General features: G+C 73.7%; 11 protein-coding genes. 4 read left to right on the top strand and 7 right to left on the bottom strand.

Annotation, left to right across the window (positions count from 1 at the left end; genetic code table 11):
* Window positions 1-98: 98 nt before the first annotated feature.
* A complete protein-coding gene (locus tag ADK67_RS36885; RefSeq protein WP_053721206.1) occupies window positions 99-1,271 on the bottom strand; it encodes a glycosyltransferase in 1,173 nt (390 codons plus the stop codon).
* A 179-nt stretch (window positions 1,272-1,450) separates the two neighbouring features.
* Here ADK67_RS36885 and ADK67_RS36880 point away from each other — a divergent pair, with 179 nt between their 5' ends.
* Complete coding sequence (locus ADK67_RS36880) at window positions 1,451-1,693, top strand: hypothetical protein (protein ID WP_053721205.1); 243 nt, start codon at window positions 1,451-1,453, stop codon at window positions 1,691-1,693.
* A 64-nt stretch (window positions 1,694-1,757) separates the two neighbouring features.
* Window positions 1,758-2,249 carry a metallophosphoesterase family protein gene (locus ADK67_RS36875; RefSeq protein WP_053721204.1) on the top strand — a complete coding sequence of 164 codons (492 nt, stop codon included), beginning with the start codon at window positions 1,758-1,760 and terminating at the stop codon, window positions 2,247-2,249.
* Between the two features lie 72 nt (window positions 2,250-2,321).
* Here ADK67_RS36875 and ADK67_RS36870 read toward each other — a convergent pair whose 3' ends face one another.
* Window positions 2,322-3,047, bottom strand: coding sequence for an SDR family oxidoreductase (locus ADK67_RS36870; protein WP_053721203.1), 726 nt, complete (start codon window positions 3,045-3,047; stop codon window positions 2,322-2,324).
* A gap of 82 nt (window positions 3,048-3,129) precedes the next feature.
* Between ADK67_RS36870 and ADK67_RS36865 the strand changes: the two genes are divergently transcribed.
* Window positions 3,130-3,999 (top strand): LysR family transcriptional regulator, encoded by an 870-nt coding sequence (locus ADK67_RS36865; RefSeq protein WP_053721202.1) that lies wholly within the window; start codon window positions 3,130-3,132, stop codon window positions 3,997-3,999.
* 43 nt (window positions 4,000-4,042) lie between these two features.
* Here ADK67_RS36865 and ADK67_RS54135 read toward each other — a convergent pair whose 3' ends face one another.
* Entirely contained in the window at window positions 4,043-4,684 is a 642-nt protein-coding gene (locus ADK67_RS54135) for a class I SAM-dependent DNA methyltransferase (protein WP_053721201.1), read from the bottom strand.
* A 53-nt stretch (window positions 4,685-4,737) separates the two neighbouring features.
* Window positions 4,738-5,232 (bottom strand): hypothetical protein, encoded by a 495-nt coding sequence (locus ADK67_RS54130; RefSeq protein WP_053721200.1) that lies wholly within the window; start codon window positions 5,230-5,232, stop codon window positions 4,738-4,740.
* A gap of 188 nt (window positions 5,233-5,420) precedes the next feature.
* On the opposite strand from ADK67_RS54130, the gene chrA reads away from it, so the two are divergent.
* Window positions 5,421-6,545: a chromate efflux transporter gene (chrA, locus tag ADK67_RS36850; protein ID WP_053721199.1), complete on the top strand. Its 1,125-nt coding sequence runs from the start codon at window positions 5,421-5,423 to the stop codon at window positions 6,543-6,545.
* A gap of 26 nt (window positions 6,546-6,571) precedes the next feature.
* Here chrA and ADK67_RS36845 read toward each other — a convergent pair whose 3' ends face one another.
* The 3 genes from ADK67_RS36845 to ADK67_RS36835 are packed head-to-tail and all read right to left on the bottom strand — an operon-like array spanning window position 6,572 to window position 26,648.
* The gene (locus tag ADK67_RS36845) at window positions 6,572-6,763 is read right to left on the bottom strand and encodes an MbtH family protein (RefSeq protein ID WP_053721198.1); all 192 of its coding nucleotides are present in this window, start codon (window positions 6,761-6,763) and stop codon (window positions 6,572-6,574) included.
* Entirely contained in the window at window positions 6,760-7,977 is a 1,218-nt protein-coding gene (locus ADK67_RS36840) for an MFS transporter (protein WP_053721197.1), read from the bottom strand. The genes ADK67_RS36845 and ADK67_RS36840 overlap by 4 nt, the downstream gene beginning before the upstream one ends.
* Window positions 7,974-26,648, bottom strand: coding sequence for a non-ribosomal peptide synthetase (locus ADK67_RS36835; protein ID WP_053721196.1), 18,675 nt, complete (start codon window positions 26,646-26,648; stop codon window positions 7,974-7,976). Before ADK67_RS36835 ends, ADK67_RS36840 begins: the two co-directional genes overlap by 4 nt.
* Window positions 26,649-26,650 lie beyond the last annotated feature (2 nt).

The raw sequence follows: 26,650 nt of genomic DNA, 5'->3' as shown, positions 1-26,650 counted from the left end.
CATGTCAAATCGAGCCGGACTTGAGCGTTGACCATCGGACGGAACTCAACCACCGACCCCCTGACCCCGACCCGCCGTGGACCAGGGCAGCGCGCAGCTCACCCGTCGTTGACCGAGGCCTCCACCGTCTCCGAACGCCCGGTCGCCTGGTGGTACACGCGAACCGTCTCGGTGGCGATCCTGGTCGTGCTGTACCGGGCCTCGACGCGATCGGCGGCGGCGATGCCGTAGGCCTCACGGCGGGCGTCGTCGGACAGCAGGGGACGCAGCGCGCGAGCCAGGGTGCGCGGGTCGTCCGGCGGCACCAGCAGTCCCGTGACGCCGTCCACGACCGTGTCCGTCGACCCGCCGACGCTCGCCGCCACCACCGGCACACCGCACGCCATGGCCTCCAACGGCGTGACACCCGCGCAGACAGACCCGGCGCAGACCACCACATCGGCGGACCGCAGCAACGCCGGCATCGCCACCTGCGGCACCCGACCGACCAACCGGACCCGGTCGCCGACACCCGACACCCGCGAGTGCTCGCGCAACCTGCGCACGTCCTCCGCCCGACCGCCCACGACCACCAGCTCCGTGTCCCACACCGAGCGCAACGCCGTGATCACGTCCTCCGCGCCGGCCGCGGGCGACACCAGCCGGTGCGGCAGCGGCCGGTTGAGCCGCGGCCCCTCCGGCTTGAACCGCTCGACGTCCACCCCCGGTGGCACGACGGCCAGCCGTGCCCGCGGCACGCCCATGTGCACCAGCTGCGACTTCTCCTCCGTGCACTGGGCCACGACCCGGCTCGCCTCACGCCCGATCAGCCGCTCGGTGGACAGCCGCGCCTCCGGCACGCCCTCGTCCCCCGCCTGCCGTGCCACCACGCCCAACGAGTGGAACGTCTGCACCACCGGCACGTCGAGGCCGTTGGCGGCCAGCACCGACGCCACGCCCGACGTCCAGTAGTGCGCGTGCACGACGTCCGGCGGGTCGGCCCGCCACTGCGCGCGCAGGAACCGGGTGAACTCGTCCAGGTGAGGCAGCAGCTCGTCCGGGTGAACCTGGCTCGGCGGACCCGCCGTCACGTGCACGACGTCGTAACCGAGCCGGGTGCGCACCACGTCAGGTGAACGGGGGGAGTCACGCCGCGTGTGCACCACGACGTCGTGCCCGGCCGCGACCAGGGCAGCCGACAGGTCGGCGACGTGGACGTCCTGACCGCCCTCCTCGGCCTCGCCGAGCACGGGCAACGGGCTCGCATGTGCCGAGACGACCGCGATTCTCATGGGTGTTCCTCCAGCCGGCGAAACGGCTCGCGCCAGACAAAGGCTGTCGTCTCAACCCCGCTCGCACGCTACAAGCAACCCCCGACCCCTGCCACTCGGCGTGAGCACGTCCGGGTGGTTGGCGGCGCGGCTGCCGGGTATGGCACAGGACGACCGACCATCAACCGAGGAGGGGTCCCATGGCTACCGGGGAGACCGGCTTCGACGACGTCAGCTACGACCTGATCTCCGTGCAGTACCACGCGCTCAAGGCGGGCCACGACTACGGCCAGTACGTCCGGGACGCGGAGAACGCGGGCAAGCGGGACATCGCCGACTTCTTCCGCCGCGTGATGGAGGAGGACTCCGCGCGCGCCAAGCAGTGCCACGAGTTCCTCAAGGAGTTGGCGACGAGCGGCGACGCGGGCCCGGCCGTGACCTGAAGCAGTGACCAAAGCCTCTGACCTGAAGCCCTGACCTGGGCCCGCGAACGGTAGGTTCCGCGCCATGCGGGTAGTCGTGCTGTCGGACACCCACGCGCCCCGGCGGTGGAAGTCGTGTCCCCCGGAAGTGGCCGCACACCTGCGCCACGCGGACGCGATCCTGCACGCCGGTGACGTCTGCGTGGCGTCCGTGCTGGACGAACTGGCGCAGTACGCGCCGGTGACCGCCGTGTGCGGCAACAACGACGGGCCGGACGTGGTCGAGTGGGGCGCGCCCGAGACCGTCGAACTCGACCTGGCCGGGCTGCGCGTGGCGATGATCCACGACAGCGGCCAGGCCACCGGCCGCACCGCGCGGATGCGCCGCCGGTTCCCGGAGGCGGACCTGGTGGTGTTCGGCCACTCCCACATCCCGATGGACGTCACCGGCGACGGGGTGCGCGTGTTCAACCCGGGTTCGCCCACGGACCGCCGCCGCCAGCCGCGCGGGACCATCGGGCTGCTCGACATCGAGGACGGCGAACTGGTCTCGGCGCGGATCGTGCCGGTGACCTGATCCGGTGACCTGAGCCGCCGGCGGTGGCCGAGCGCCGCCGGGCGGCTCAGCCAAGCCGTGCGCCCGCGTGGTTCACCAGGGGATGGGCCCGTCGTCGTCGAAGAAGCCGCCGCGCGGGCCGTCGTCCGGCAGGGTGGCGAGGCGGATCGCGATCGCGGCACCCTGCTCCGGCGTGCGCGGCGCGGTGAAGCCGGTGAAGTCGGTCGCGACGTAGCCGGGGCAGCAGGCGTTCACGATGACGTTCGTGTCGGCGAGCCGGCGCGCGTACTGCGCCGTGACGCTGTTGAGCATCGACTTCGACGGTGCGTACGCGGCCATGACGGGTCCGGTCCGCAGGGTCAGCGAGCCCATGTTGCTCGACAAGTTGACGATCCGCGGCGACCCGGCGCGGCGGAGCAGCGGGAGCATCGCGTTCGTCACCCGGACGACGCCGAACACGTTCGTGTCGAGCACGGTGCGGACGACGTCGAGGTCGAGCGTCGTCGGGTCTTGCGCGCCGCCGTCCACCCGGCCGCCGATGCCGGCGTTGTTGACGAGCACGTCGAGCCGTCCGGTGGTCCGTTCGACGGTGGCCGCCGCCTCGGTGACGCTGTCGTCGGAGGTGACGTCGAGGGCGATCCCGAACGCGTCGACGCCTTCCGCGCGCAGCCGTTCGACGGCCGCTTCGCGCCTGCCCCCGTCGCGCGCGCCCACCGCGACCGTGCAGCCGAGCGCGCCGAGTCCCCAGGCGATGGCGAAACCGATTCCCTTGTTCGCGCCGGTGACCAGCGCGATCTTCGTGTCGTTCACGCGACCCATGCTCGGCCGGGTGCGCGCCCGTGTCCAAGATCGATTCGGTACGCCCTGATACTCCTGGGGTATCAGGGCGTAGGCTCGTGCCGTGCACGACCTCGAGACCCGCGAACTGCGCTACTTCGTCGCCGTGGCCGAGGAGTTGCACTTCGGACGTGCCGCCGATCGGCTCGGGATCGCCCAACCTCCCCTGTCCCGCGCGATCCGCCAACTGGAGCAGCGGCTCGGCGTCAGGCTCTTCGACCGGGACCGTCGTGGCGCCGCGCTCACCGATGCCGGCCGGGTGATGCTGCGCGAGGCCAAGGCGGCACTGGACGCGGTGTCGGCCGCCGCTCGCCGGACGCGGCGGGCCGGTGACCCGCAGCGGCCGCTGGTGCTCGTGACGAAAGCCGGCGCGTCCCACGAGCTGCTGCAACGGCTCCTCGACGCGCTCGCGGGCGAACCCGGCGCGGCGCCGGTCGAAGTGCTCCTGTGCGAGGTCGGCGAGCAGGCAGGGCTGCTGCGCGACGGGCGTGCCGACGTCGCGCTCATGCACCGCCCGTACGACGACCTCGCCGGGTTCGACACCGAAGACCTCCACGTCGAGGGCCAGGTGGCGCTCCTGCCGGCGGCGCACCCGCTCGCGTCACGCGACCGGCTGACGCTGGCGGAGGTCCGCGACGTGCCGGGCCTGCCGATCGCCCGCTGGCCCCGGCTGGACGGGTCGTACCCGGACGGGCCCGGGCCGGAGGTGCGCACGCAGTCGCAGCTGGCCCAGCTCGTGGCGCTCGGCAGGACGCTGCTCGTCATCCCGGCCTCCAGCCGTGCCTGGCAGTGGCCCGATCACGTCGCGGTGCCCGTCGTGGACGCGCCGGAGGTCACGACGGTGATCGCCTGGCCGCCGGGCAGCCGCTCACCGGCGGTCGCGTCACTCGTCCGCACGGCGGCGGCGCTGCGCGGCAACGTCGCCGAGGTGTGATCGGGACCCGCCGAGCAGGTCCGGCACCTCGCGACCCCGTCGATCAGGATTTGGTCCGGGCGATCAGCATCCCGCCCGGCACTTCCTCGTCCGGCCCGACCAGGACCTGCGCCTCGATGGTGAAGCCGGCGTCGCGCAGCCAGCCGGTCACCCGCTCGACCGGACGCCGGTGGACGCGCACCGACATCGGGTGCCCGCCGTAACCCTCGGTCTTGAGGCGCTCGCGGTCGCCGACGTGGAAGCCGACCATGACGACGCCGCCGGGCCGCAGCACGCGGTGGAAGTGCGCGAACACCGTCGGGACCTCCGCGTCCGGGACGTGGATGACCGAGTAGAACGCCAGCACGCCGCCGACCGAGCCGTCGGCCAGGTCGAGGTCGGTCATGGAGCCGACCTGGAACCGCAGGTCCGGGTGGTGCCGGCGGGCGATCTCGACCATCCGGGGCGAGAGGTCGACGCCGAACACGTCCAGCCCGAGCCCGTGCAGGTGGGACGTGATGAGGCCGGGTCCGCAGCCGACGTCGGCGACCGGTCCGCCGACCTCGCGGGCCGCCTCGGCGAACATCGCCAGCACGCCGCGCAGCAACGGCGTCTTCGCCAACGCCTCCCGCGTGAAGTCGAGGTAGCTGTCGGCCACCGTGTCGTAGGAAGTCCTGGTGTCGGCCAGCCAGTCGTCTGCGCTCACCGCCGAGACGTTAGCGGGCCACCTCGCACGTGCGGCGACCCGTCCGCGCGGGGTCAGGGGAGGAGCTTGTACGGGGGTTTCAGCCGGGGATCGCTCCACCGCAGCGCGCCGGCGCAGGTCGCGGTGTCCAGTCGGCGGACGGTCAGCGTGATCTCGCGCAGCGGCTGACGCACGGCGATGTCCAACTTGGCGGTGGGACTCCCGGAGGTCAGCGTCCCGTCGGTGCGGCCGCCGGCGTCGATGGTCCACCCGATGCGGCTGTCGGGGCAGTCGGTGTGCTCGTGGATGAGCGTGCCGGTGATGGTCTTGATGTCCTCCCGGCCGGGCTCCCACGTCGTGGTGAGGGAGCGTGCACCGGACAGCCGCCACAGGTAGGACGACGTGTCGGAGCAGTTCTTCATCCCGGGCTCGTCGAAGGTGCACGCGTGCTCGAACGACTCCTGCTCCGGGACGGCGCCGCCGACGTGGGTCATCGAGACGGGAGCGGTCCAGATCGCCGTCGCGAGGCTGAACCACGCCAACACCGCCCAGGCGGCGAACTTCCCCATGTCGCCTCCCCGCGACCCGTGCCGTGGCCAGTGTCGGGCAGCGATGCCGGACCGGGCAAGCCCTCGTGTCGGGCGGTTTGCTTGTGGTGGGAGGCTCGGTGAAGATTGCCCCGAATGCGAGACGACCTCCACGTCCGGGAGCTGGCTGCGGTGAGTTGTGGCACGTCGGTCGATCGCGTGGACGCGTCGTGACCCGGGTCGGGTTGGCGACCATCGCCCGGGAGTGGGGGCGGATCGGGTGCGTCGGGTTCGGCGGGCCGCCCGCGCACATCGCGTTGCTGCGGGACCTGTGCGTGACCCGGCGGGAGTGGCTGTCCGACCGCGAGTTCGAGGACGGCATCGCGGTCACCAACCTGCTGCCCGGTCCGGCTTCGACGCAGCTCGCGATCCTGTGCGCGTGGCGGTTGCGCGGCGCGGCGGGCGCGGTGGTCGGCGGCGTCTGCTTCATCGTGCCGGGGTTGCTGCTGATCCTGGCGCTGGCCGTGCTGTTCCTCGCCGACAACGCGCCCGCGTGGGTGACCGGTGCGGCGGCCGGCGCGGGCGCGGCGGTGCCCGCGGTGGCGCTGCACGCGGCGTGGGGGCTGATCCCGGGCAGCTACCGGCGCGTCGGGACGGCGTTGGCGGCGCGGGCGCGGTGGGCGTCGTACCTGGTGGTCGGCGGGGTGGCGGCGGCGGTGACCGGGCCGTGGCTGGTGCTGGTGCTCGTCGCGGCCGGGCTGGTGGAGATCGCGGTGCGGACGCCGTCCGGCCGCGCCACGCACTGGCCCGTGGTGCTGGCCCTGCCCGCGGCCGGGGGAGGGCTCGGCGCGTTGGCGTGGGTGGCGGCCAAGGTCGGCGCGCTGTCGTACGGCGGCGGGTTCGTGATCATCCCGTTGATGCGGCAGGACGCCGTGCAGACGTACGGGTGGATGACCGACGCGCAGTTCCTCAACGCGGTGGCGCTCGGGCAGATCACCCCGGGACCGGTCGTGCAGACGGTCGCGGTCGTCGGCTACGCCGCCGCGGGGCTGGGCGGTGGGCTGCTGGCCGCGTTCGTGGCGTTCGCGCCGTCGTTCGTGATGGTCATCGCGGGCGGGCCGCGGCTGCAACGCCTGCGGGACGACGACCGGGCCCAGGCGTTCCTCACCGGCGCCGGCGCCGCCGCGATCGGCGCGATCGCGGGCTCCACGGTGCCGCTGGCGTGGTCGCTGCACGAGCCGTGGCAGTTCGTGCTGCTCGGCCTCGCCGTGCTGTGGCTGCTGGTGCTGCGCCGGGGCGTGGTGAGCGCGCTGGTCGCGGCCGGCGTCGTCGGCGCCCTGGTCCCGCTGTTCTGAAAGCGGGACCAGGGGCACGACGACCCTCAGTCCATCGCCGCGCGCAACGACGCCGGCCGCATGTCGGTCCACACCTCGTCGACGTGCGCCGAGCACTCGTCCTTGGTGCCCTTGGTGCCCTCGAACCGCCACCCGGCGGGCACGTCGTGGTGCGCGGGCCACAACGAGTACTGACCCTCGTCGTTGACCAGGACCTGGTAGGTGATGTCGTCCCTCATGCCTTGTTCTCCTCTTGTGCTCTCGCGTACCCGCGCAGAGTCGGGCTCACCGTGACGAAAACCGTGATCGACAAAATCCCCGCCGCGCACACCACGACGGCGGTGCGGGCCGACAGCGCCTCGGTCAGCACGCCGCCGACCAGCGGACCGGCCGCGCCCGCGCCGCCCACGACGACACCCATCACCCCGCTGAGCCGTCCGCGCAGCTCGTCGGGGGTGAGCAGCAGCTGGTGGGTGCTGATCGTGGTGTTGGCCGTCGGCGCCAGGAAGCTCATCAGGGCGAACAGCACCCCGATCAGGTAGGCCGACTCGACCAGCAACGCGCACGGCACCAGCAGGGTCAGCACCCAGAACACCGACGCGATCGACCGGTGCGGCCCGAGCACGCGGTGCAGCCACGGCGCGGCCAGGGCGCCGAGCACGCCGCCGACGCCGAGCATCGCCGCCATCACGCCGATCTCGCCGAACGACGCGCCCCGGCCCTCCACCAGCACGATGACGACCACGTAGAACGCGGTGAAGAACAGGTTCAGCACCACCGCGCACAGCGCCGTCACCCGGATCTCCCGCCTGCTCCACACCCACCGCAGGCCCTCGCCGATCGACCGCAGCAGGTGCGGGTGCGACTCGACCGGCGCGGACGGCGGCACCCGCAGGAACAGCAGCGCCACGAACGCCACCACGTGCGTCAGCATGTCCACCAGGAACGGCAGCCACCGCGCCACGGCGATCAGCACACCGCCCAGCGCCGTCCCCGACATCTGCCCCAACGACGACCGCGCGCTGTTCATCGCCACGGCCGTCGCCAGCTGCGACTCCGGCACGAGCCGGGGCAGGCACGCGTCCTCCGCGGGCTCGAACAACGCCCGGCACACGCCGAGCACCGCGGAGACCGCCATGACGTGCGGGATCGTGACCGCGTCGACCCACATCGCCGCCACGAGCCCGCCGAGGGCCAACACCTGGGCCGCCTCGCAGCACAGCATGATCCGGCGGCGGTCCCACCGGTCGACCAGCGCGCCGGCCGGCAGCCCCACCAGCAGCTGCGCGGTGGCGTCCACGGTGAGCACCAGACCGGACAGCACCGGCGACCCGGTCAGCACCAGCACGAGCAGCGGCAGGGCCAGCATCGAGGCGCTGAACCCGACCTCGGCCAGCGCCTGACCGCCCCACAGCAGCGTGTAGTTCCGGTTGCGCGCCAACGACGTCGTCACAGCGCACCCCGGCAATCCGCGGCGATCGCCCGCAACGCGGCGGCGAAGTCGGCGGCCACCGCCCCGATCTCCGCGCCGGAGTGCGCCGACGGGTGGTAGTACCAGGTGAAGCCCAACGTCCGGCCGGCCTCGCCGACCACGTCGAGCAGGTGGTCGCCGGCGTCGGACGGGTCGTGGTCGACGCCGACCGACGGCAGCACCGCCCGGTACAGGCCGGTCGCCTCGTCTCCCGCGGCGGACGGGCCCGAGCCGAACTGGCCGAGGTAGTTGAACGACACCGCGGGCCGCCCGCGGTCGGGCACCAGGCCGTGCTGCCGCAGCGCCCCGTACCCGAAACCGTTGCCCGGCACGGCCCGCAGCTGCCGCCGCACCGCCTTCACCCGGTCGCGCCAGCTGCCGTCCGGCACCTCCAGCGCCACCGGGAACACAGTGGTGAACCAGCCGACGGTCCGCGAGAGGTCCACGTCCAGCACGTCCTCGCGCCCGTGGCCCTCCAGGTCGACCGCGACCCGCGACGACCCCGTCCACCGGGACAGCGCCCACGCCAACGCGGCCAGCAGCACGTCGTTGATCCGGGTCCGGTAGGCGGCGGGCGCGCCGCGCAGCAACGCGTCCGTGTCCTCCTCGGACAGCTCCACGGTCACCGCCTCGGGTGTCCCGGACGGCGTCGGGAACGGCGGGAACGACTGCCGCCAGTGCTCGACCTCGTCGGCCAGCGCGCCGCCGAGCACGTGGGCCTCCAGCCGCCGCGACCACTCCTGGTACGAGGTGGTCTTGGCGCCGAGGTCGTCACCCCGGTAGGCGGTCTCCAGGTCGTCCAGCAGGATTCGCCACGACACGCCGTCGACCACCAGGTGGTGCGCGACCAGCAGCAGCAGCGGCTGGTCGGTCTGGAACAGCACCGCCCGGAACAACGGCCCGGTGGCCAGGTCGAACGACGCGTGCACCTCGTCCGCAACGCGCTCCAGCTCCGCCGCGCCGGCCACGACGGTGAGCACGTCGACGTCGCCCACGTCGTCGTTGCGCTGCCGCCACACCCCGTCGACCGACGTGAACCGGAGCCGCAGCGCGTCGTGGTGCGCCACCAGCACGCCCAGCGCGCGCCGCAACGCCGCCACGTCCACCGCCGGGTCCAGCTCCACCAGGTGCGACTGGTTGAAGTGGTGCGGGTTGCGCCGCCCGGAGGTCAGGAACCAGTGCTGGATCGGCGTCAGCGGCACGTCGCCCACCACCGGCGCCCGGTCGGCCGACGACGCGACCTCCACCGTGACGTGCGGCGCGAGCGACGCGACGGTCTGGTGCACGAACAGGTCGCGGGTGGCGAACCGGTACCCGGCCTGCCGCGACCGGGCCACCACCTGCATGCTCAGGATCGAGTCGCCGCCGAGCGCGAAGAAGTTGTCCTCCGCGCCCACCCGCGGCACGCCGAGCACGTCGGCCCACACCGCCGCCAGCGCCTCCTCGACCGGCCCGGACGGCGCGACGTGCCCGGCGCCGACGAGCGCGCCGAAGTCCGGCTCGGGCAGCCTCGCCCGGTCCACCTTGCCGTTGGGGCTGATCGGCAGCGCGTCCACCGGCACGAACACCGACGGCACCAGGTAGTCCGGCAGCGATTCGCCCAGGAACTCGCGCAGCTTCGCCACCTCGCCGACGACGTACGCGACGAGCCGCTTGTGGCCCCGCGCGTCCGCCTTGGCCACGACGACCGCGTCACGCACGTCCGGGTGCCGCAACAGGGCGGTCTCGACCTCGCCGAGCTCGATCCGGAACCCGCGGATCTTCACTTGCTCGTCGGCCCGGCCGACGAACTCCAGCACGCCGTGCGCGTTCCACCGCACCACGTCACCCGTGCGGTACATGCGTGCCCCAGGCGGCCCGAACGGGTTCGCCAGGAACCGCGACGCGGTGAGCCCCGGCCGGTCGAGGTACCCGCGGGCCAAGCCGACTCCGGACACGTACAGCTCACCGGCCACCCCGACCGGCACGGGCTGCAACTCGCCGTCCAGCACGTGGACGTGAGTGCCGGGGATCGGCCGACCGATCGGCGGCACGCCGCCGGGTGCCAGCGGCTCGCTCCACGACGTGACGACGGTGGACTCGGTCGGGCCGTAGGCGTTGACCATCCGCCGGCCGGGCGCCCACCGGCGCACCAGGTCCGCCGAGCACGCGTCGCCGCCCACCACCAGCGTGCGGAACGTCGGCAGCGGCACGTCCGGCACGGTGGCCAGCGCGACCGGCGGGATCAACGCGTGCGTCACGCCGAACGTGGTCACCACCTCGGCCAGCTGGTCGCCCAGCAGCGGCCCGGGCGGCGGCACGACCAGCGCCGCGCCCGCCGGCCACGCCAGGCACAGCTCCAGCACCGACGCGTCGAAGCTGGGCGAGGAGAACTCCAGCACCCGGTCGCCCGGCCGCACCTCGAAGTGGGCGATCTCGGCCGCCGAGAACGTGGCCAGCCCGGCGTGCGACACGACCACGCCCTTCGGCCGCCCGGTCGACCCGGACGTGTAGATCACGTACGCCGGGTGCTCCGGCCGCACGGCCACGCGCGGGTTCGTGTCGGGCTGCTCGGCCACGTCGACCGGACCGTCCAGCACCACCAGCGGCCGGGCGTCGTCGAGCATGAACGCGATCCGCTCGGCCGGGTACTCCGGGTCGACGGGCAGGAACGCGGCGCCCGCCTTGAGCACCGCCAGCTCCGCCACCAGCAGGTCGGCCGACCGGGGCAGCCGCAGCGCGACGATCCGCTCCGGCCCGGCGCCGAGCCCGATCAGGTGGTGCGCCAACCGGTTCGCGCGGGCGTTCAGCTCGGCGTAGGTCACGTCGACCGCACCCGTCAGCGCCACCGCGTCCGGCGTGCGCGCGACCTGCGCCTCGACCAGCTCCACGAAACCGGGGCCGTCGACGGCCGGGCCGGTCGAACCCCACGCCCGCACCAACTCCCGTTCGGCGTCGGGCAGCACCGGCAACGCCCACAGTGGACGGTCGGCGTCGGCCGCGATGCCGGACAGCAGCACGCCGAGGTGCTCGACCAGCCGCTCGACCGTGCCCGCGTCGAACAGGTCGGTGTTGTACTCGACCGACCCGTGCAGCCCGCCGTCGGGGGACTCGGTGAACTCCACCGTGACGTCGAAGTTGCTGCTCGATGTGGGTTGCGCGACGTCCTCCGCGTCGAGCCCGGCGAAGCCCGCCGCCTGCGGCGCGTTCTGCAACGCCACCACGGCCTGGAACAGCGGCGTGCGGCTGGTGTCGCGGTCGGGCTGCACCGCGTCCACCACCCGTTCGAACGGCACGTCCTGGTGCGCGAACGCGTCCAGCACGGTCGCCCGCGTGCGGGCCAGGAACTCCGGGAACGTCGCCGACGGCTCGATCCGCGCCCGCAGCGCCACCGTGTTGACGAAGAACCCGACCAGGTCCTGCGTCTCCGGCAGGTCGCGCCCGGACGCCACCGTGCCGATCGCGAAGTCGTCCTGCCCGGACCACCGGTGGAACAACACCTCGCAGGCCGCGACCAACGCCATGAACAACGTGCCGTCCACGGCCCGCGCCAGCTCGCGCAGCCGTTCCGCGACCGCGGCGGGCACGGCGAACTCGGTCTGCGCGCCCGCCGTCGTCTGCACGGGCGGCCGGGGCCGGTCCGTCGGCAGCTCCAGCGCGGGCACGCCGGCCAACTGGTCGCGCCAGTGGTCCAGCTGGGCGTCCAGCGGCTGTTCCCGTTGCCAGGCGGCGAAGTCGCCGTACCGGACGGGCAGCGGCGGCAGCTCCTCGCCGCCGTACAGCGCGGCCAGGTCGGACAGCAAGACCCCGCCGGACCAGCCGTCGGTGATGATGTGGTGCATCGTCAACGCCAGCACGTGGTCGTCCGGCCCGCGGCGCACCAGGACGGGCCGGAACAGCGGCCCCTCGGCCAGGTCGAACGGCTCCAGCGCGGGCATCTCGTCCACCACGGGCAGCGTGACGTCCGCCGGCCGGACCGCGGTGACCGGCAGGCCGTCCACCGCCGGGAACGTGGTCCGCAGCGACTCGTGCCGCTCGACCAGCGCCGTCAGCGCGCGCTCCAGCCGCGGCACGTCCAGCTCGCCGCGCAGCCGCACGGCCAGCGGCGTCACGTACTCGGTGCCGCCGGGCTGGAACTGGTCCAGGAACCACAACCGCTGCTGCGCGAACGACAACGGCGCGTCGCCGTCGACGCGGGGGATCACCGCGCCGTCCGGGCCCGATCCTCCTGGCACCGACCCGGACAACCGGGCCGCGAGCGCCGCCACGGTCGGGTGGTCGAACAGGTCGCGCGGCGAGACGTCGAACGACGACCGCAGCCGCGACACCACCCGGATGCTGGAGATCGAGTCGCCGCCGAGGGTGAAGAAGTTGTCCTCGACGCCCACCTCGGCCAGCCCGAGCACGTCGGCCCACACGTCCGCGACCAGCCGTTCGGCCTCGGTGCGCGGCGCGACGAACCCGCCCGCCGCCGACGCCTCCCGCTCCGGGGCGGGCAGCGCGGCCCGGTCCAGCTTGCCGTTGGCGTTGAGCGGCAACCGCTCCAGCGCCACGTACGCCGCCGGCACCATGAAGTCCGGCAACACCCGCTCGACGTGCGCGCGCAACCCGGCCGCGTCCACCACCCCGACGGGCACGTAGTAGGCGATCAGCCGGCCGTCCCGCACCACCACCGCGGCCTGCGCCACGGCGTCGTGCCCGGTCAGCACGGCCTCGACCTCGCCGAGTTCGATCCGGAACCCGCGGAGCTTCACCTGCTGGTCGGCGCGGCCCTCGAACGCCAACTGGCCGTCCTGGCGGACGCGGACCAGGTCACCGGTGCGGTACATCCGGTCGCCCGGACCGCCGAACGGGTCGGCGACGAACCGCTGAGCGGTCAACCCGGGCCGGTCGAGGTAGCCGCGCGCCAGGCCGGCGCCCGCGAGGTAGAGCTCCCCGGTGACACCGACCGGCACGGGCCGCAGCTCGTCGTCCAGCACCCGTGCCCGCGTGCCCGGGATCGTCCGCCCGATCGGCGGCACGCCACCGGGTGCGAGCGGGTCGCTCCACGACGCGAGCGAGGTGGACTCCGTCGGGCCGTAGGCGTTGATCATGCGCCGGCCGGGCGCCCACCGGTCGACCAGCGCCGCCGGGCACGCCTCGCCGCCGACGACGAGGGTGCGGAGGGTGGGCAGGTCGACGTCCGGAACGGTGGCGAGCGCGGCGGGCGGGATGAACGCGTGCGTCACGCCGGACTCGGCGATCACCGCGGCGAGGTGGTCGCCGAGCAGCGGTCCGGGCGGCGGCACGACCAGGGTGGCGCCGGCGGGCAGGGACATGCACAGCTCCAGCACCGAGGCGTCGAAGCTGGGCGAGGAGAACTGGAGCACCCGGTCGCCCGGCGACACGGCGAACCCCGCGACCTCGGCGGCGGAGAACGTGGCCAGCCCGGCGTGCGTCACGACCACGCCCTTGGGCCTGCCGGTCGAACCGGACGTGTAGATCACGTACGCCGCGTTCTCCGGCCGCGGCGACACCCGTGGCGCGGTCGTCGGCAGCTCGGACAGGTCGGGCAGGGCGTCCAGGACCACCGCCGGCCGGGCGTCGGCGATCATGTACCGGATGCGCTCGGCCGGGTACGACAGGTCCAGGGGCAGGTAGGCCGCGCCCGCCTTCAGCACGCCGAGCACCGCGACGACGAGGTCCGCGGAGCGCGGCAACCGCAACGCCACCAGCGAGTCCGGTCCGGCGCCCACCCCGATCAGGTGGTGCGCCACCTGGTTGGCCCGCTCGTCCAGTTCCCGGTAGGTCAGGCTGACACCCGCGCCCGTCACGGCCACCGCGTCGGGTGTGCGCGCGGCCTGCGCCGCGAACAGCGCCGGGATCGTGCCCTCGACGACGTCGCCGGGCATCCCTCGCCACGCCGCCATCACGTGGTCCAGGTCGGCGTCGGACAGCCACGGCAGCTCGAACACCCGCCGGCGCGGGTCCGTGCCGATCGCGTCGAGCAACCGGGCCAGCCGGTCGCCGAGCGCGGTGATCGTGGCCGCGTCGAACAGCCGCGGGTCGTAGGTCAGCTCCACGTGCAGCGAGTCCTGCACGTGCGCCACCACGGTGAGCGGGTACGAGGTGGTGTCCAGGCCGTCCACCTCGCCGATGCGCGGCGCGCCGCCCGGCGCGTCCGCCTCGACCGGGTAGTTCTCGAACGCCAGCATGCTGTCGAACAGGCGCGTGCCCACCCAGGTCTGCACCTGCGCCAACGACACGTGCTCGTGCTGCCGGGACTCGGTCTGCGCGTCCTGCAGCCGGCGCAGCCACTCCACCACTTCGGCGTCGGACTCCACCGACACCCTCGTCGGCACGGTGTTGATGAACATGCCGACGATCGACTCGACGCCGGGCAGCTCGGCCGGCCGGCCGGACACCGTGCTGCCGAACACCACGTCCCGCTGACCCGAGGTGCGGGCCAGCAGCAGCGCCCACGCGCCTTGGACCAGCGTGTTCACCGTGAGGCCGTGGGTGCGGGCCACCGCGTCCAGCCGGTCGGCGGGCAGGTCCAGCACGACCTGCGCGGACGACTCGGCGCGGTGCGCCTCGGTCGGCGGCCGGTCGAACGGCAGGGGAGTGGGCGTCTCGAACCCGGCCAGCACACCGCGCCAGTACGCCTCGACGGCCGACTGGTCGACCTCGGCGAGCCAGGCCAGGTAGTCGCGGAACGGCCGCCGTGCCGGAGCCGTGCCGCCCGCGTACTCGCCCAGCACCTCGCCGAACACCTGCGCGGTGCTCCAGCCGTCGAGCAGCAGGTGGTGCGAGGTCCACAGCAGGTCGACCTCGGTGTCCGACACCCGCCCGATCGCCAGCCGCATCAACGGCGCGGTGGTCAGGTCGATGCCCGCCGCCGCGTCGGCCGCCACCAGTTCGTCCGTCACGTCGGCGTAGGTCACCGGCACGGTCACACCGCGCCGCACCACCTGCACCGGCTCGTCCAGTCCCTCCCACACCACCTCGGTGCGCAGGATGGGCGTGCGGTCGACCACGCGTTGCCACGCCTGGGCGAAGCGCTCCGGATCGTCCACACCGGACAGTCGCACGCGCAGCTGGTTCACGTACGCCGTGCCGTCGTCCACCAGGCTGTGGAACAGCATGCCGGACTGCAACGGGGTCAGCGGGTAGACGTCCTCCACGTCCCGGTCCACGATCCGGTCCACCTGCTCGGCGGTGAGCTTCGCCAGCGGGAAGTCCGACGGCGTGCGGCCCCACGCGTCCGGCCCGGCGCAGAACGCGACGATCCCGCGCAACGCGTCGACCATCCGGTCGGCCAGCGCCCGCACCGCGGCCTCGTCGTGCGCCTCGGTGGAGTACTCCCAGTCCAGCACCAGCTCGCCCGACGACACGGCGGCGCTGATGTCGAGCAGGTGCGGGCGGACGGCGTCGTCCGGCACCTCGCGGCCGTGCTCGACGTCGGCCACCTCGCCGTCCCACTGGCCCAGGTAGTTGAAGCACACGCGCGGCAGCGCGCCCGTCACGCCCCGGTCCCAGTACTTCAGGGCCTCGTAGCCCAAACCCTTGTCCGGGATGGCGCGCAACTGCTCCTTCACCGACTTCAGCGCCTCACCCCAGTCGCCCTCGGGCAGTTCCAGCGCGACCGGGAACTCGGCGGTGAACCAGCCGACCGTGCGGGACAGGTCCACGCCGTCGAACAGCTCCTCCCGGCCGTGGCCTTCCAGCGTCACCAGCGCCCGCCCGGCGAACGCCGAGGCCAGCGCGGTGAGCAGCACGTCGTTGACCTGCGTGCGGTAGGCGTCGGGCACGGCGTGCAGCAGCGCGTCGGTGTCGGCCTTGCCCAGCCGCACGGACACGCTGCGCGCGCTGCCCGCCGACGTCGGCACCGGCTCCTCCACCGGCACGCCCGCCCAGTGCTCCAGGGCGTGGTCGAACCGGCCCTCGCGCACGTGCCGGTCGAGCCGGTGCGCCCAGTCGGTGAACGCCGTGCTCTTCGGCCCGAGGCCGCGGCTGGCGAGCGCGGTGTCCAGGTCTGCCAGCACGATCCGCCACGACACCGCGTCGACCACCAGGTGGTGCGCGGTGACGAACAGCCTGCCGTCGTCGAACAGCACGGCGCGCATCAGCGGTCCGTGCCGCAGGTCGAGGCTCGTGCGGGCGAGGTGCGCCTCGGCGGCCAGGTCGCCCGAGGCGAGGTGGAACACCTCGGCGGACTCGACGTCCGCCACCTCCTGCCGCCAGCCGCCGTCGACCGGGGTGAACCGCAGGCGCAACGCGTCGTGGTGGGCGACGACGGCCCGCACGGCGTCACGCACCGCGGCCGGCTCGACGTCGCCGAGTTCCACCACGACCGACATGGTGAAGTGCGCCAACGGGCCGTGCTCGGCGAAGAACCAGCGCTGGATCGGGGTGAGCGGCGCGGGCCCGGTGACGGTGTCGTGCGCCGTCCCGGTGTCCTCGGTGACCGCGAGCGCGAGGTCGCCGACGGTCTGGCGCAGGAACACGTCCTTGGACGTCAGCTTCAGCCCGGCCTGCCGGGCCCGCGACACGACCTGCATGCTCAGGATCGAGTCGCCGCCGAGGGCGAAGAAGTTGTCCCGCGCGCCCACCCGGTCGACGCCGAGCACGTCGGCCCAGATGGCGGCGAGCGTGGCCGCGACACCGGGCTCGGGCGCCACGTACCCGGCCTCGGTGAACGTCGGCGCGGGCAGCGCCCGCCGGTCCACCTTGCCCGCCGGCGTCATCGGCAGCCCGTCCAGCGCCACGAACGCCGACGGCACCAGGTAGTCCGGCAGCCGCTGCCTGAGCCAGCCGGCCAGGTCGGTGGCCGTGCCCGCGGTGTAGGCGACGAGCCGCTGGTGGCCGTTGTGCTCGCGCGCCACCACGGCCGCCTGGGTCACGTCCGGGTGGTGCAGGAGCGCGGTCTCCACCTCGCCCAACTCGACCCGGAAGCCGCGGATCTTCACCTGGTCGTCGTTGCGCCCGAGGTAGTCGAGCCGGTCGCCGACCCACCGCACCTTGTCGCCGGTGCGGTACATGCGGGAGCCGGGCTCGCCGAACGGGTCGGGCAGGAACCGCTGCGCGGTCAGGCCAGGCCGGTCGTGGTAGCCGCGGGCGACCTGCGCGCCGCCGAGGTACAGCTCGCCCGGCACGCCGACCGGCACCGGCCGCAGGTCCTCGTCCAGCACGTGGGCGACCAGGTTGGCCAGCGGGCGGCCGATCAGCGCGCGGTCGCCCGTGACGACGGTGGACACCGAGTCCACCGTCACCTCGGTCGGGCCGTAGTAGTTGTGCGCGGTGGTGCTCGACGCGGCCAGCGTCCGCCACAGCGACTCCGGCAGCGCCTCGCCGCCCAGCAGCACGTGCCTGGGCGCGTGGTCGCCGTCGAGGAGACCGAGCGGGAGGAGCTGCTGGGCGTACGACGGGGTCACGTCGACGAGGTCGATCCGGTGCTCGCGGACGTGCTCGACGAACACGTGCGGTTCGAGGCGGACGTCGTCGGTCAGGACGTGCAGCTCGTGGCCGCCGGCCATGAACAGCAGCTCTTCCCACGACGTGTCGAAGGAGAACACGGCGGTCAGCGCGACCCGCATCGGGTCGTCGTCGAACGCCTGGTGGTGGTTGTGCATCAGGTTGGTCAGCTGCCGGTGCTCGACCACCACGCCCTTGGGCACGCCGGTCGAGCCGGACGTGTAGATCACGTACGCGGCCTGGTCCGGTCGCACGGCCACGTCCGGCGGGGTGTCCGGGTAGCCCGCGAGGTCCGGCACGGCGTCCAGCACCAGCGCCGGTCGGGCGTCGCGGAGCAGGAAGTCGAACCGCTCGCTCGGCAGGTCCGGGTCGACCGGCAGGTACACCCCGCCCGCCTTGTGCACGGCCAGGATCGCCACCACCGAGTCGGCCGACCGCGGCAGCGACACGGCGACCACGCGTTCCGGGCCGACGCCGTGCGCCAGCAGGTGGTGCGCGAGCCGGTTGGCCCGCGCGTCGGCCTCGGCGAAGGTGAGGCGGGTGTCGCCGCACACGAGCGCGCCCGCGTCGGGCGTGCGCCGCGCCTGCTCGGCGAAGACGGCGGCGAACGTGGTCTCGGGGACCTCCAGCCGCACGCCGCGCCCGTCCGGCTCGTCGCCGAGCAGCAGCGGCAGTTCGCCCAACGGGCGGTCCGGCGCCGCGGTGATGCCCTCCAGGAGCGTCAGCAGGTGCCGGGTCATCCGGTCGACCGTCCCGGCGTCGAACAGGTCGGTGCTGTACTCGACCGCGCCGCGCAGCTCGCCGTCGACCTCGCCGAACTCGAAGGTCAGGTCGCACATCGAGGTCAGCAGCGGCAGCTGGAGGTCTGCCACGTCCAGCCCTGGCAGCTCGGGCACCTCGGTGCTGAAGTTCTGCAGCAGCACCATGACGTCGAACAACGCGTTGCGGCTCGGGTCGCGGTCCGGCCGGACGGCGTCCACCACCCGTTCGAACGGCACGTCCTGGTGCGCGAAACCGTCCCGCACGGTGGTCCGCAGGTCGGCCAGGAACTCCGTGAACGACCGCCGCAGGTCCACCGAGGACCGCAGCACGACGGTGTTCACGAACAGGCCGACCACGTCGTCCAGCTCGGCGCGCCCGCGCCCGGACACCGCCGTGCCGACCGCGATGTCGTCCTGCCCGGTGTAGCGGGCCAGCAACACCTTCGTGGCCGCCAGCAGCGTGGTGAACAGGGTGTCGCCGTGCTCGGCGGCCAGTGCCTTCACGGCCTTCGCGACCGGCACGGGCACGGTGAACTCGTGCATCGCGCCCGTCGTGCCGCGCACTGCCGGGCGCGGCCGGTCCGTCGGCAGCTCCAGCGGCGGCACCCCGGTCAGGTGCTCGGCCCAGTAGTCGACGGCGGGCTCCGGCAGCCACGCCGTGTAGTCCACGTACTGCACGGCGGGCGGCGGCGGCTCCTCGCCCGCGTACAGCGCGCCCAGGTCGCGGGCCAGCACACCGGTCGACCAGCCGTCGGTGACGATGTGGTGCAGCGTCAGCACCAGCACGTGGTCCCCGGGCGCCACGCGCACCAGCCGGGTCCGGAACAGCGGCCCCTCGCGCAGGTCGAACGGCGTGCCGACCTCGTCGAGCAACACCGCCTCCCAGTCGGTGTCCTCCACGGTGAGCGGCACCTCGAACGGCTCGTGCACGAGCTGCACGCCGTCGTCGAACGTGGTGCGCAGCGACTCGTGCCGGGCCACCAGGCCGTCGAGGGCATGCCGCAGCGCGTCCAGGTCCAGCGGTCCGCGCAGCCGCAACGCGGTGGGCGTGACGTACTCCGTGCCGCCCGGCTCGAACTGGTCCAGGAACCACAACCGCCGCTGCGCGGGCGACTGCGGGTGCACGAGCGGAGGGTGGACGCCATCGCGCGGGATCACCGGGATGGCGTCCACCTCATCCTGGCCGGAACCCGCCCCGGTGCTGATGGCGGAGGCGAGGCCGGACACCGTGGGGTGTTCGAACACGGCACGCGGCGACAGCTGCACGCCGAACGCCGCGCGCAACCGCGAGGTCACGCGGATGCTGAGGATCGAGTCGCCGCCGAGGCGGAAGAAGTCGTCCAGCGCGCCGACCCGCGCCAACCCGAGCACGTCGGCCATCACGTCGGCGACGACCCGTTCGGCGTCGGTGCGCGGTGCGACGAACCCGCCGGCCAGGTCCGGCTCGGGCAGCGCCCGCCGGTCCAGCTTGCCGCTGGGCGTCAGCGGCAGGTCGTCCAGCACGACGACCGCGGCCGGCACCAGGTAGTCGGGCAGCGCGCGGGCCAGCGCGTCACGCGGGTCGGTCTCCGGCGTGCCGGTCACGTACCCGATCAGCCGGTCCTGCCGGACCACCACGGCCGACTCCCGCACGCCGGGCACGTCCAGCAGGGCCGCTTCGACCTCGCCGGGCTCGATCCGGAAGCCGCGGAGCTTGACCTGGTCGTCGGCCCGACCCAGGTACTCCAGGGTGCCGTCGGGCAGCCAGCGCACACGGTCACCCGTGCGATACATGCGCGCGCCGGCCGCGCCGAACGGGTCGGCGAGGAACCGCTGAGCCGTCAGCCCGGGCCGGTCGAGGTAGCCGCGCGCCACCTGCGCGCCACCGAGGAACAGCTCACCGGGCACGCCCGGCGGCACCGGCCGCAGGTCGGCGTCCAGCACGTACGCGGTGAGGTTGGCCAGCGGCCGCCCGATCACCGGTCGTTCGCCGACGACCCGCGTCGCCACCGAGTCCACCGCCACCTCGGTGGGGCCGTACTGGTTGAAGCCCTCCACCGGTGAGGCGGCGACCTCCCGCCACAGCGCCGCGTCGACCGCCTCGCCGCCCAGCATGAGCTGGCGCACCCCGGACTCCAGCAGCCCGGCCTGCACCAGCTGGCGCGCGTACGACGGGGTGAGGTCGACCGTTCCGATGCCGTGCTCGGTGAGGTACCGGACCAGCGCCGGCGGGTCGAGCCGCAGCTCGTCGTCGATCACGTGCAGCTCGTTGCCCGCGGCCAGGAACAGCAGGCCTTCCCACGACGTGTCGAACGAGAACGTCGCCGTGACCGCGAACCGGGTCGGCTCCCGCATCAGGGCCGCGCGGTTGGCCTGGAACAGGTTCGCGAGCTGCCGGTGCTCGACCACGACGCCCTTGGGCGTGCCGGTCGACCCGGACGTGTAGATCAGGTAGGCGGCGTGCTCGGGCCGCGACACGACCGGCGGCGGCGTGTCGGGCAGACCGGCGAGATCGGGCACGGCGTCCAGCACGAACGCGGGTTTCGCGTCGCGCAGCAGGAAGCCGATGCGCTCGGCGGGCAGTTCCGGGTCGACCGGCAGGTACACCGCACCGGCCTTGAGCACGGCGAGCACGGCCACCACCAGGTCGGCCGAGCGCGGCAGCACGACCGCGACCGTGCGCTCCGGGCCCGCGCCGTGCGCGAGCAGGTGGTGCGCCAGCCGGTTCGCTCGGGCGTCCAGCTCGGCGAACGTCAACGCCGTGCGCGACCCCGTGCGGTCCTGGTGGACCAGCGCGGTCGCGTCCGGCGTGCGACCGGCCTGCTCGGCGAACACCTCGGGGTACAGCTGCCGGGGCACGTCCCGCGCGGTCCGGTTCCACTCCACCAGCACCTGGCGCCGTTCGGCTTCGGTGAGCCACGGCAGGTCCGCGATCGGGGTCGTCGGGTCGGCCGCGATCGCCCGGACCAGCTCGCGCAGCCACCCGGCCAGTCGCTCGGCGGTGGCGGCGTCGAACAGCTCGGGGTCGTAGGCCAGGTCGAGGTCGAGCCGGTCGGTGAAGGACGCGCTCAACGTCAACGGCAGCGTGGCGTTGTCGACCGCGTCGACCTCCACCACGCGCGGCCCGTCGCCGTCGCGTTCGAACGGGTAGTTCTCGAACACCACCACGGAGTCGAACAGCTTCGTCCCGACCCACGACTGGATCTCGGCCAACGCGGTGTGCTCGAACCGCCGCGACTCGCTCTGCGCCGCCTGGAAGTCGCGCAGCCACGCGCCCACCTCGGCGGCGCCGTCCACGACCGCCCTGGTCGGCACGGTGTTGATGAGCATGCCGACCATCGACTCGACCCCGGCCAGCTCGGCCGGGCGGCCGGACACCGTGCTGCCGAACACCACGTCGGCCTCGCCGGAGGCACGGGCCAGCAGCAGCGCCCACGCGCCCTGCACGACCGTGTTCACCGTCAGGCCGGCGCGCCGCGCGGCGTCGTCCAGGTCGAGCGAGCACCGCACCGACGCGGACGCCTCCGAGCGGTGCGCCCGCGTGGGCGCGCGGTCGAACGGCAGCGGTGTCGGACCGTCCACATCGGACAGCACGGCCCGCCAGTGCGCCTCGGCCGCGCCCCCGTCCTGCTCGGCCAGCCAGCGCAGGTAGTCCCGGAACGGCCGCCGCGCGGGCAGCCGGGCGGGCGTGCCGGTGATGATCGCCCGGTACTGCTCCAGCACCTCGCCGAACACCTGCGCGGTGCTCCAGCCGTCGAGGATCACGTGGTGCGACGTCCACACCAGCTCGACCCGGTCGTCGTCCAGCGGCGTCACCTCGACCCGCAGCAGCGGCGCGACACCGAGGTCGAACGGCGCGTCCACCGGCCCGCCCGGCAGCTCCACGTGCCGCCGCACGACCTGCACCGGCTCGGCCACGCCCTCCCACACCACGCTCGACCGCAGCACGGGCGTGCGGTCGACGACCCGTTGCCAGGCCTGCCGCAACGCCGCGGGGTCGCGCACGTCGGCCAGCACCAGCCGCATCCGGTCGACGTACGTGCCGGGCTCGACCAGGCTGTGGAACACCATGCCCGCCTGCAACGGCGTGAGCGGGAGGATGTCCTCCACGTCCGGCCCGGCGAGCGCGTCGACCTGTTCCTGCGTGAGCCGGGCCAGCGGGAAGTCCGACGGCGTGCGACCGCCGACACCGGGTTGCGCGCAGTGCGCCACGATCTCCCGCAGCCCGTCCAGGGTCCGCTCGGCCAGCCGCCGCACGGTCTGCTCGTCGTGCACGTGCTCGGAGTACTGCCAGCTCAGCTCCAGCTCGCCGCGCTCGACCAGACCGGTCACCTCGATCAGGTGGGTGCGCGCCTCGTCGGCCGCCAAGTCCTCGCCGACCGCGTCCCGCCGGGCGCGGTAGAAGCCGCCGTCGGCGACGTCGAACCGGCCGTGGTAGTTGAACGAGACCTGCGGCAGCCGCCCGCCGCCCAGGGCTTCGAAGCTCAACCCCCGGTGCGGCACGGCGCGCAGCGACTCCTTGACCGACTTCAGCGTGCGGCCCCACTCGTCGCACGGCTCCAGCACCACCGGGAACTGGGTGGTGAACCAGCCGACCGTGCGGTTGAGGTCGACGCCCGGCACGAGCTCCTCGCGGCCGTGGCCCTCCAACGTGACGCTGACCGCGTCGCGCCCGGTCCACTCGGCCAACGCCCGGCCGAGCGCGCTGAGCAGCACGTCGTTGACCTGCGTCCGGTACACCGGCGGCACGGCGGTCAGCAACGCCTCCGTGGTCTCCGGGTCCAGCCGCGCGGACACCACGCGCGTCGACCCGGCGGTGTTCGCGCCGTCCCGGTCGACGGGCAGCGCCTCGGGCTCGGGCAGCGAGTCCCAGTGCTCCCGCGCGCCGTCCAACGCGCCGGACCGCACGTGCTCGGCCAGCCGGTGCGCCCACTGCGTGAACGACGTGCCGACCGGCTCCAGCGGCACGCCCCGGTAGGCCTGCTCCAGGTCGCCGAGCAGGATCCGCCACGACACGCCGTCCATCGCCAGGTGGTGCACGGTCAGCAGCAGCTTCGGCCGTGCGCCGGGGAAGAACACCGCCCGCAGCAACGGACCCGTGCCGAGGTCCAGGCTGCGTTGCGCCTGCCGTGCGACGGCCTCCACGTCCTCGTCGGCCTCGACCCGGAACACGTCGACCTCGGTGTCCGCGACCTCCTGCGCCCACCGCCCGTCGACCTCGCGGAACCGCAGCCGCAGCGCGTCGTGGTGCCCGACCACGGTCCGCACGGCGTCGCGCAACGCCTCCGCGTCCACCGCCGGCTCCAGCTCGACCAGCAGCGACATGGTGAAGTGCCGCAGGGGCCCGTGCTCGGCGAAGAACCACCGCTGGATCGGGGTGAGCGGCGCCGGACCGGTGAACACGGGCTCCGGCTCGGTCCCGGCCGACTCCGACACCACCAGCGCCAACTCGGCCACGGTCTGGTGCCGGAACACGTCCCGCGAGGTCAGGTGCAGCCCGGCCTGCCGGGCCCGCGACACGAGCTGGATGGACAGGATCGAGTCGCCGCCCACCGCGAAGAAGTTGTCGTCGACGCCGATCCGCTCCGCGCCCAGCACCTCGGCCCAGAGCCGGGCCAGCTCGGCTTCCACGGGCGTGCGCGGCGCGACGAACCCGCCGTGCGCGGCCGCCTGCGGCGCGGGCAGCGCGGCCCGGTCCAGCTTGCCGTTGGCGGTCAGCGGGATGTGGTCGAGCTCCACGAACGCCGACGGCACCGCGTAGTCGGGCAACGACCGCCGCAAGTGCTCGCGGAGGTTCGCCGGGCCGGTGGTGACGACGTACCCGACCAGCCGGGTGTGCCCGTTGTCGGTGCGGGCGACCACGGCCGCTTCCCGCACGTCCGGGTGGCTCAGCAGCGCGGCCTCGACCTCGCCCGGCTCGATCCGGAACCCGCGGATCTTCACCTGCTCGTCGGTGCGGCCCAGGTACTCGAGGACCGCCGGCCGTCCCTCGTCGCCGGCCAGCCAGCGCACCTTGTCACCCGTGCGGTACATCCGGGAGCCGGGCTCGCCGAACGGGTCGGCCAGGAACCGGTCCGCGGTCAGGCCGGGTCGGTTCAGGTAGCCGCGGGCCACCTGCGGCCCCGCGATGAACAGCTCGCCGGGCACGCCGACGGGCAGCTGCCGCAGGTTCTCGTCCAGCACCCGCGCGGTGAGGTTGGCCAGCGGCGTGCCGATGACCGGGCGGTCGCCTGTGACGAGGTGGGACACCGCGTCGACCGTGGTCTCCGTCGGCCCGTAGAAGTTGTGCGCGGCGACGGCGGCCCGCGCCAGTTCCTGCCACAGCGCCGTGCCCAGGGCCTCACCGCCGAGCATCAGCACGCGGGGGCGGTGCTCGCCGTCGAGCAGCCCGGCGGGGAGGAGCTGCCGCACGTAGGACGGCGTGAGGTCGAGGAAGTCGATCCGGTGCTCCCGCACGTACCGCACGAGCGCGGTCGGCTCCAGCCGGACCTCGTCGGTGAGCACGTGCAGCTCGTGGCCGTCGGCCATGAGCAGGGGACCTTCCCATGACGTGTCGAAGGAGAACGTGGCGGACACGGCGACCCGCAGGTGCTCGCCCGAGAACTCCTCGCGGTGGTTGTGCAGCAGGTTCGCCAGCTGCCGGTGCTCCACCACGACGCCCTTGGGCTTGCCGGTCGAGCCGGAGGTGTAGATCACGTAGGCCGCGTGCTCGGGCCGCAGCGGGACGTCCGGCGGGGTCCCGGGCAGGCCGGTGGTGTCGACCGGCGCGTCGATCACGCGCACCGCACCGGAGTCCTCCAGCAGGTAGCGCCTGCGCGCCTCGGGCAGCGCCGGGTCCACGGGCAGGTACACCGCGCCTGCCTTGAGGATGCCCAGGATGCCGATCACCCAGTCGGCCCCGCGCGGCAGCGACAGCGCGACGACCTGCTCCGGCCCGACGCCCTCGCGCAGCAGGTGGTGGGCCAGCCGGTTGGCCCGCGCGTCGACCTCGGCGAAGGTGAGCCGGGTGTCCTCGCACACCAGCGCCGTGGCGTCCGGCGTGCGGCGGGTCTGCGCCTGGAACAGCGCGGGGAAGGTGGTGGCCGGGACGGCGAGGTCGGGGCCTCGGCCGGCGGGCTCGTCGCCCAGCAGCAGCGACAGCTCCGCCATCGGCCGGTACGGGTCGGCCGTGATGCCGGCCAGCAGCACCAGCAGGTGCCGCACCATCCGGTCGACCGTGGCCTCGTCGAACAGCTCGGTGCTGTACTCCACGATGCCGTCGATGCCGCCGTCGGTCTGCGTGAAGTCGATGCTCAGGTCGAAGTTCGCCTGCTCTCGGGTGAGCGGGTGCTCCTCGACGCGCAGGCCGGGCAGTTCCGGGAGCGCGCGGTGCGCGTTCTGCAGGACCACCATCACGTCGAACAGCGGTGTGCGGCTCGGGTCGCGTGGCGCGCCGACGGCTTCCACCACCCGGTCGAACGGCACGTCGTCGTGCGCGAACGCGTCCAGCGCGGTCCGGTTGACCTGCGCCAGGAACTCGACGAACGACCGCGAGGTGTCCACAGTGGACCGCAGTACGACGGTGCCGACCAGGAAGCCGACCAGCCCGGCCAGCTCCGGCCGGTCGCGCCCGCTGGTGACCGTGCCGACCGCGATGTCGTCCTGCCCGGTGTAGCGGGCCAGCAGCAGTTGGCAGGCGGCCATCAGGGTGGTGAACAGCGTGGTCTCGTGCACGCGGGCCAGTTCCGCCAGGTCGCCGGCCAGCCGGGCGGGCACGGTGAACTCGTGCGTCGCGCCCGCCGACGTGCGCTCCGCCGGTCGCGGCCGGTCGGTGGGCAGGTCCAGCGGCGCGACACCGGCCAGCCGGTCGACCCAGAACCCGGTGTCCACCGGCCGTCCGCGCTGCCAGACGGCGTAGTCGGCGTACTGCAACCGGGGCGGGGGCAGGGGTTCGCCCCGGTACAGCACGCCCAGCTCGTGGGCCAGCACGCCGAGGGACCAGCCGTCCACGACGATGTGGTGCGAGGTCAGCAGCAGCACGTGCGCGTCGGCGGACTCGGCGAGCAGGGCGGCCCGGAACAGCGGTCCGCGCCGCAGGTCGAACGGCTCGTCCAGCACCTCGGCCAGGTCGTCGACGGTGACGAGGTCGAGCCGGACGTCGTCGTGCACCACCTGCACCGGGTGCCCGTCCACCTGGTCGAACGTGGTGCGCAGCGACTCGTGCCTGCGCACCAGGCCGCGCACCGATTCGGTCAGCCTCGCCCGGTCGAGCGAACCGGTGAGCCGCAACGCGATCGCGCTGGTGTACTCGGTGCTCCCGGGCTGGAACCGGTCCAGGAACCAGAGCCGCTGCTGACCCGCCGACAGCGGCAGCGGCTTGTCCCGCGGGGCGGGAGGGATCACGTCGACCGCGGGCGCGTCCCGGCCGGCGAGCCGTGCGCGGAGCTTCTCGCGGAGGTGTTCCGGCAACGCGGAGATGCGGTCGTTCTTGGACGTGGTCATGA

It is taken from the genome of Saccharothrix sp. NRRL B-16348, from assembly GCF_001280085.1.
Classification (GTDB): Bacteria; Actinomycetota; Actinomycetes; order Mycobacteriales; family Pseudonocardiaceae; genus Actinosynnema.
The sequence above is the reverse complement of the archived record's forward strand: the minus strand, read 5'-3'. Positions and strand labels throughout refer to the sequence as shown.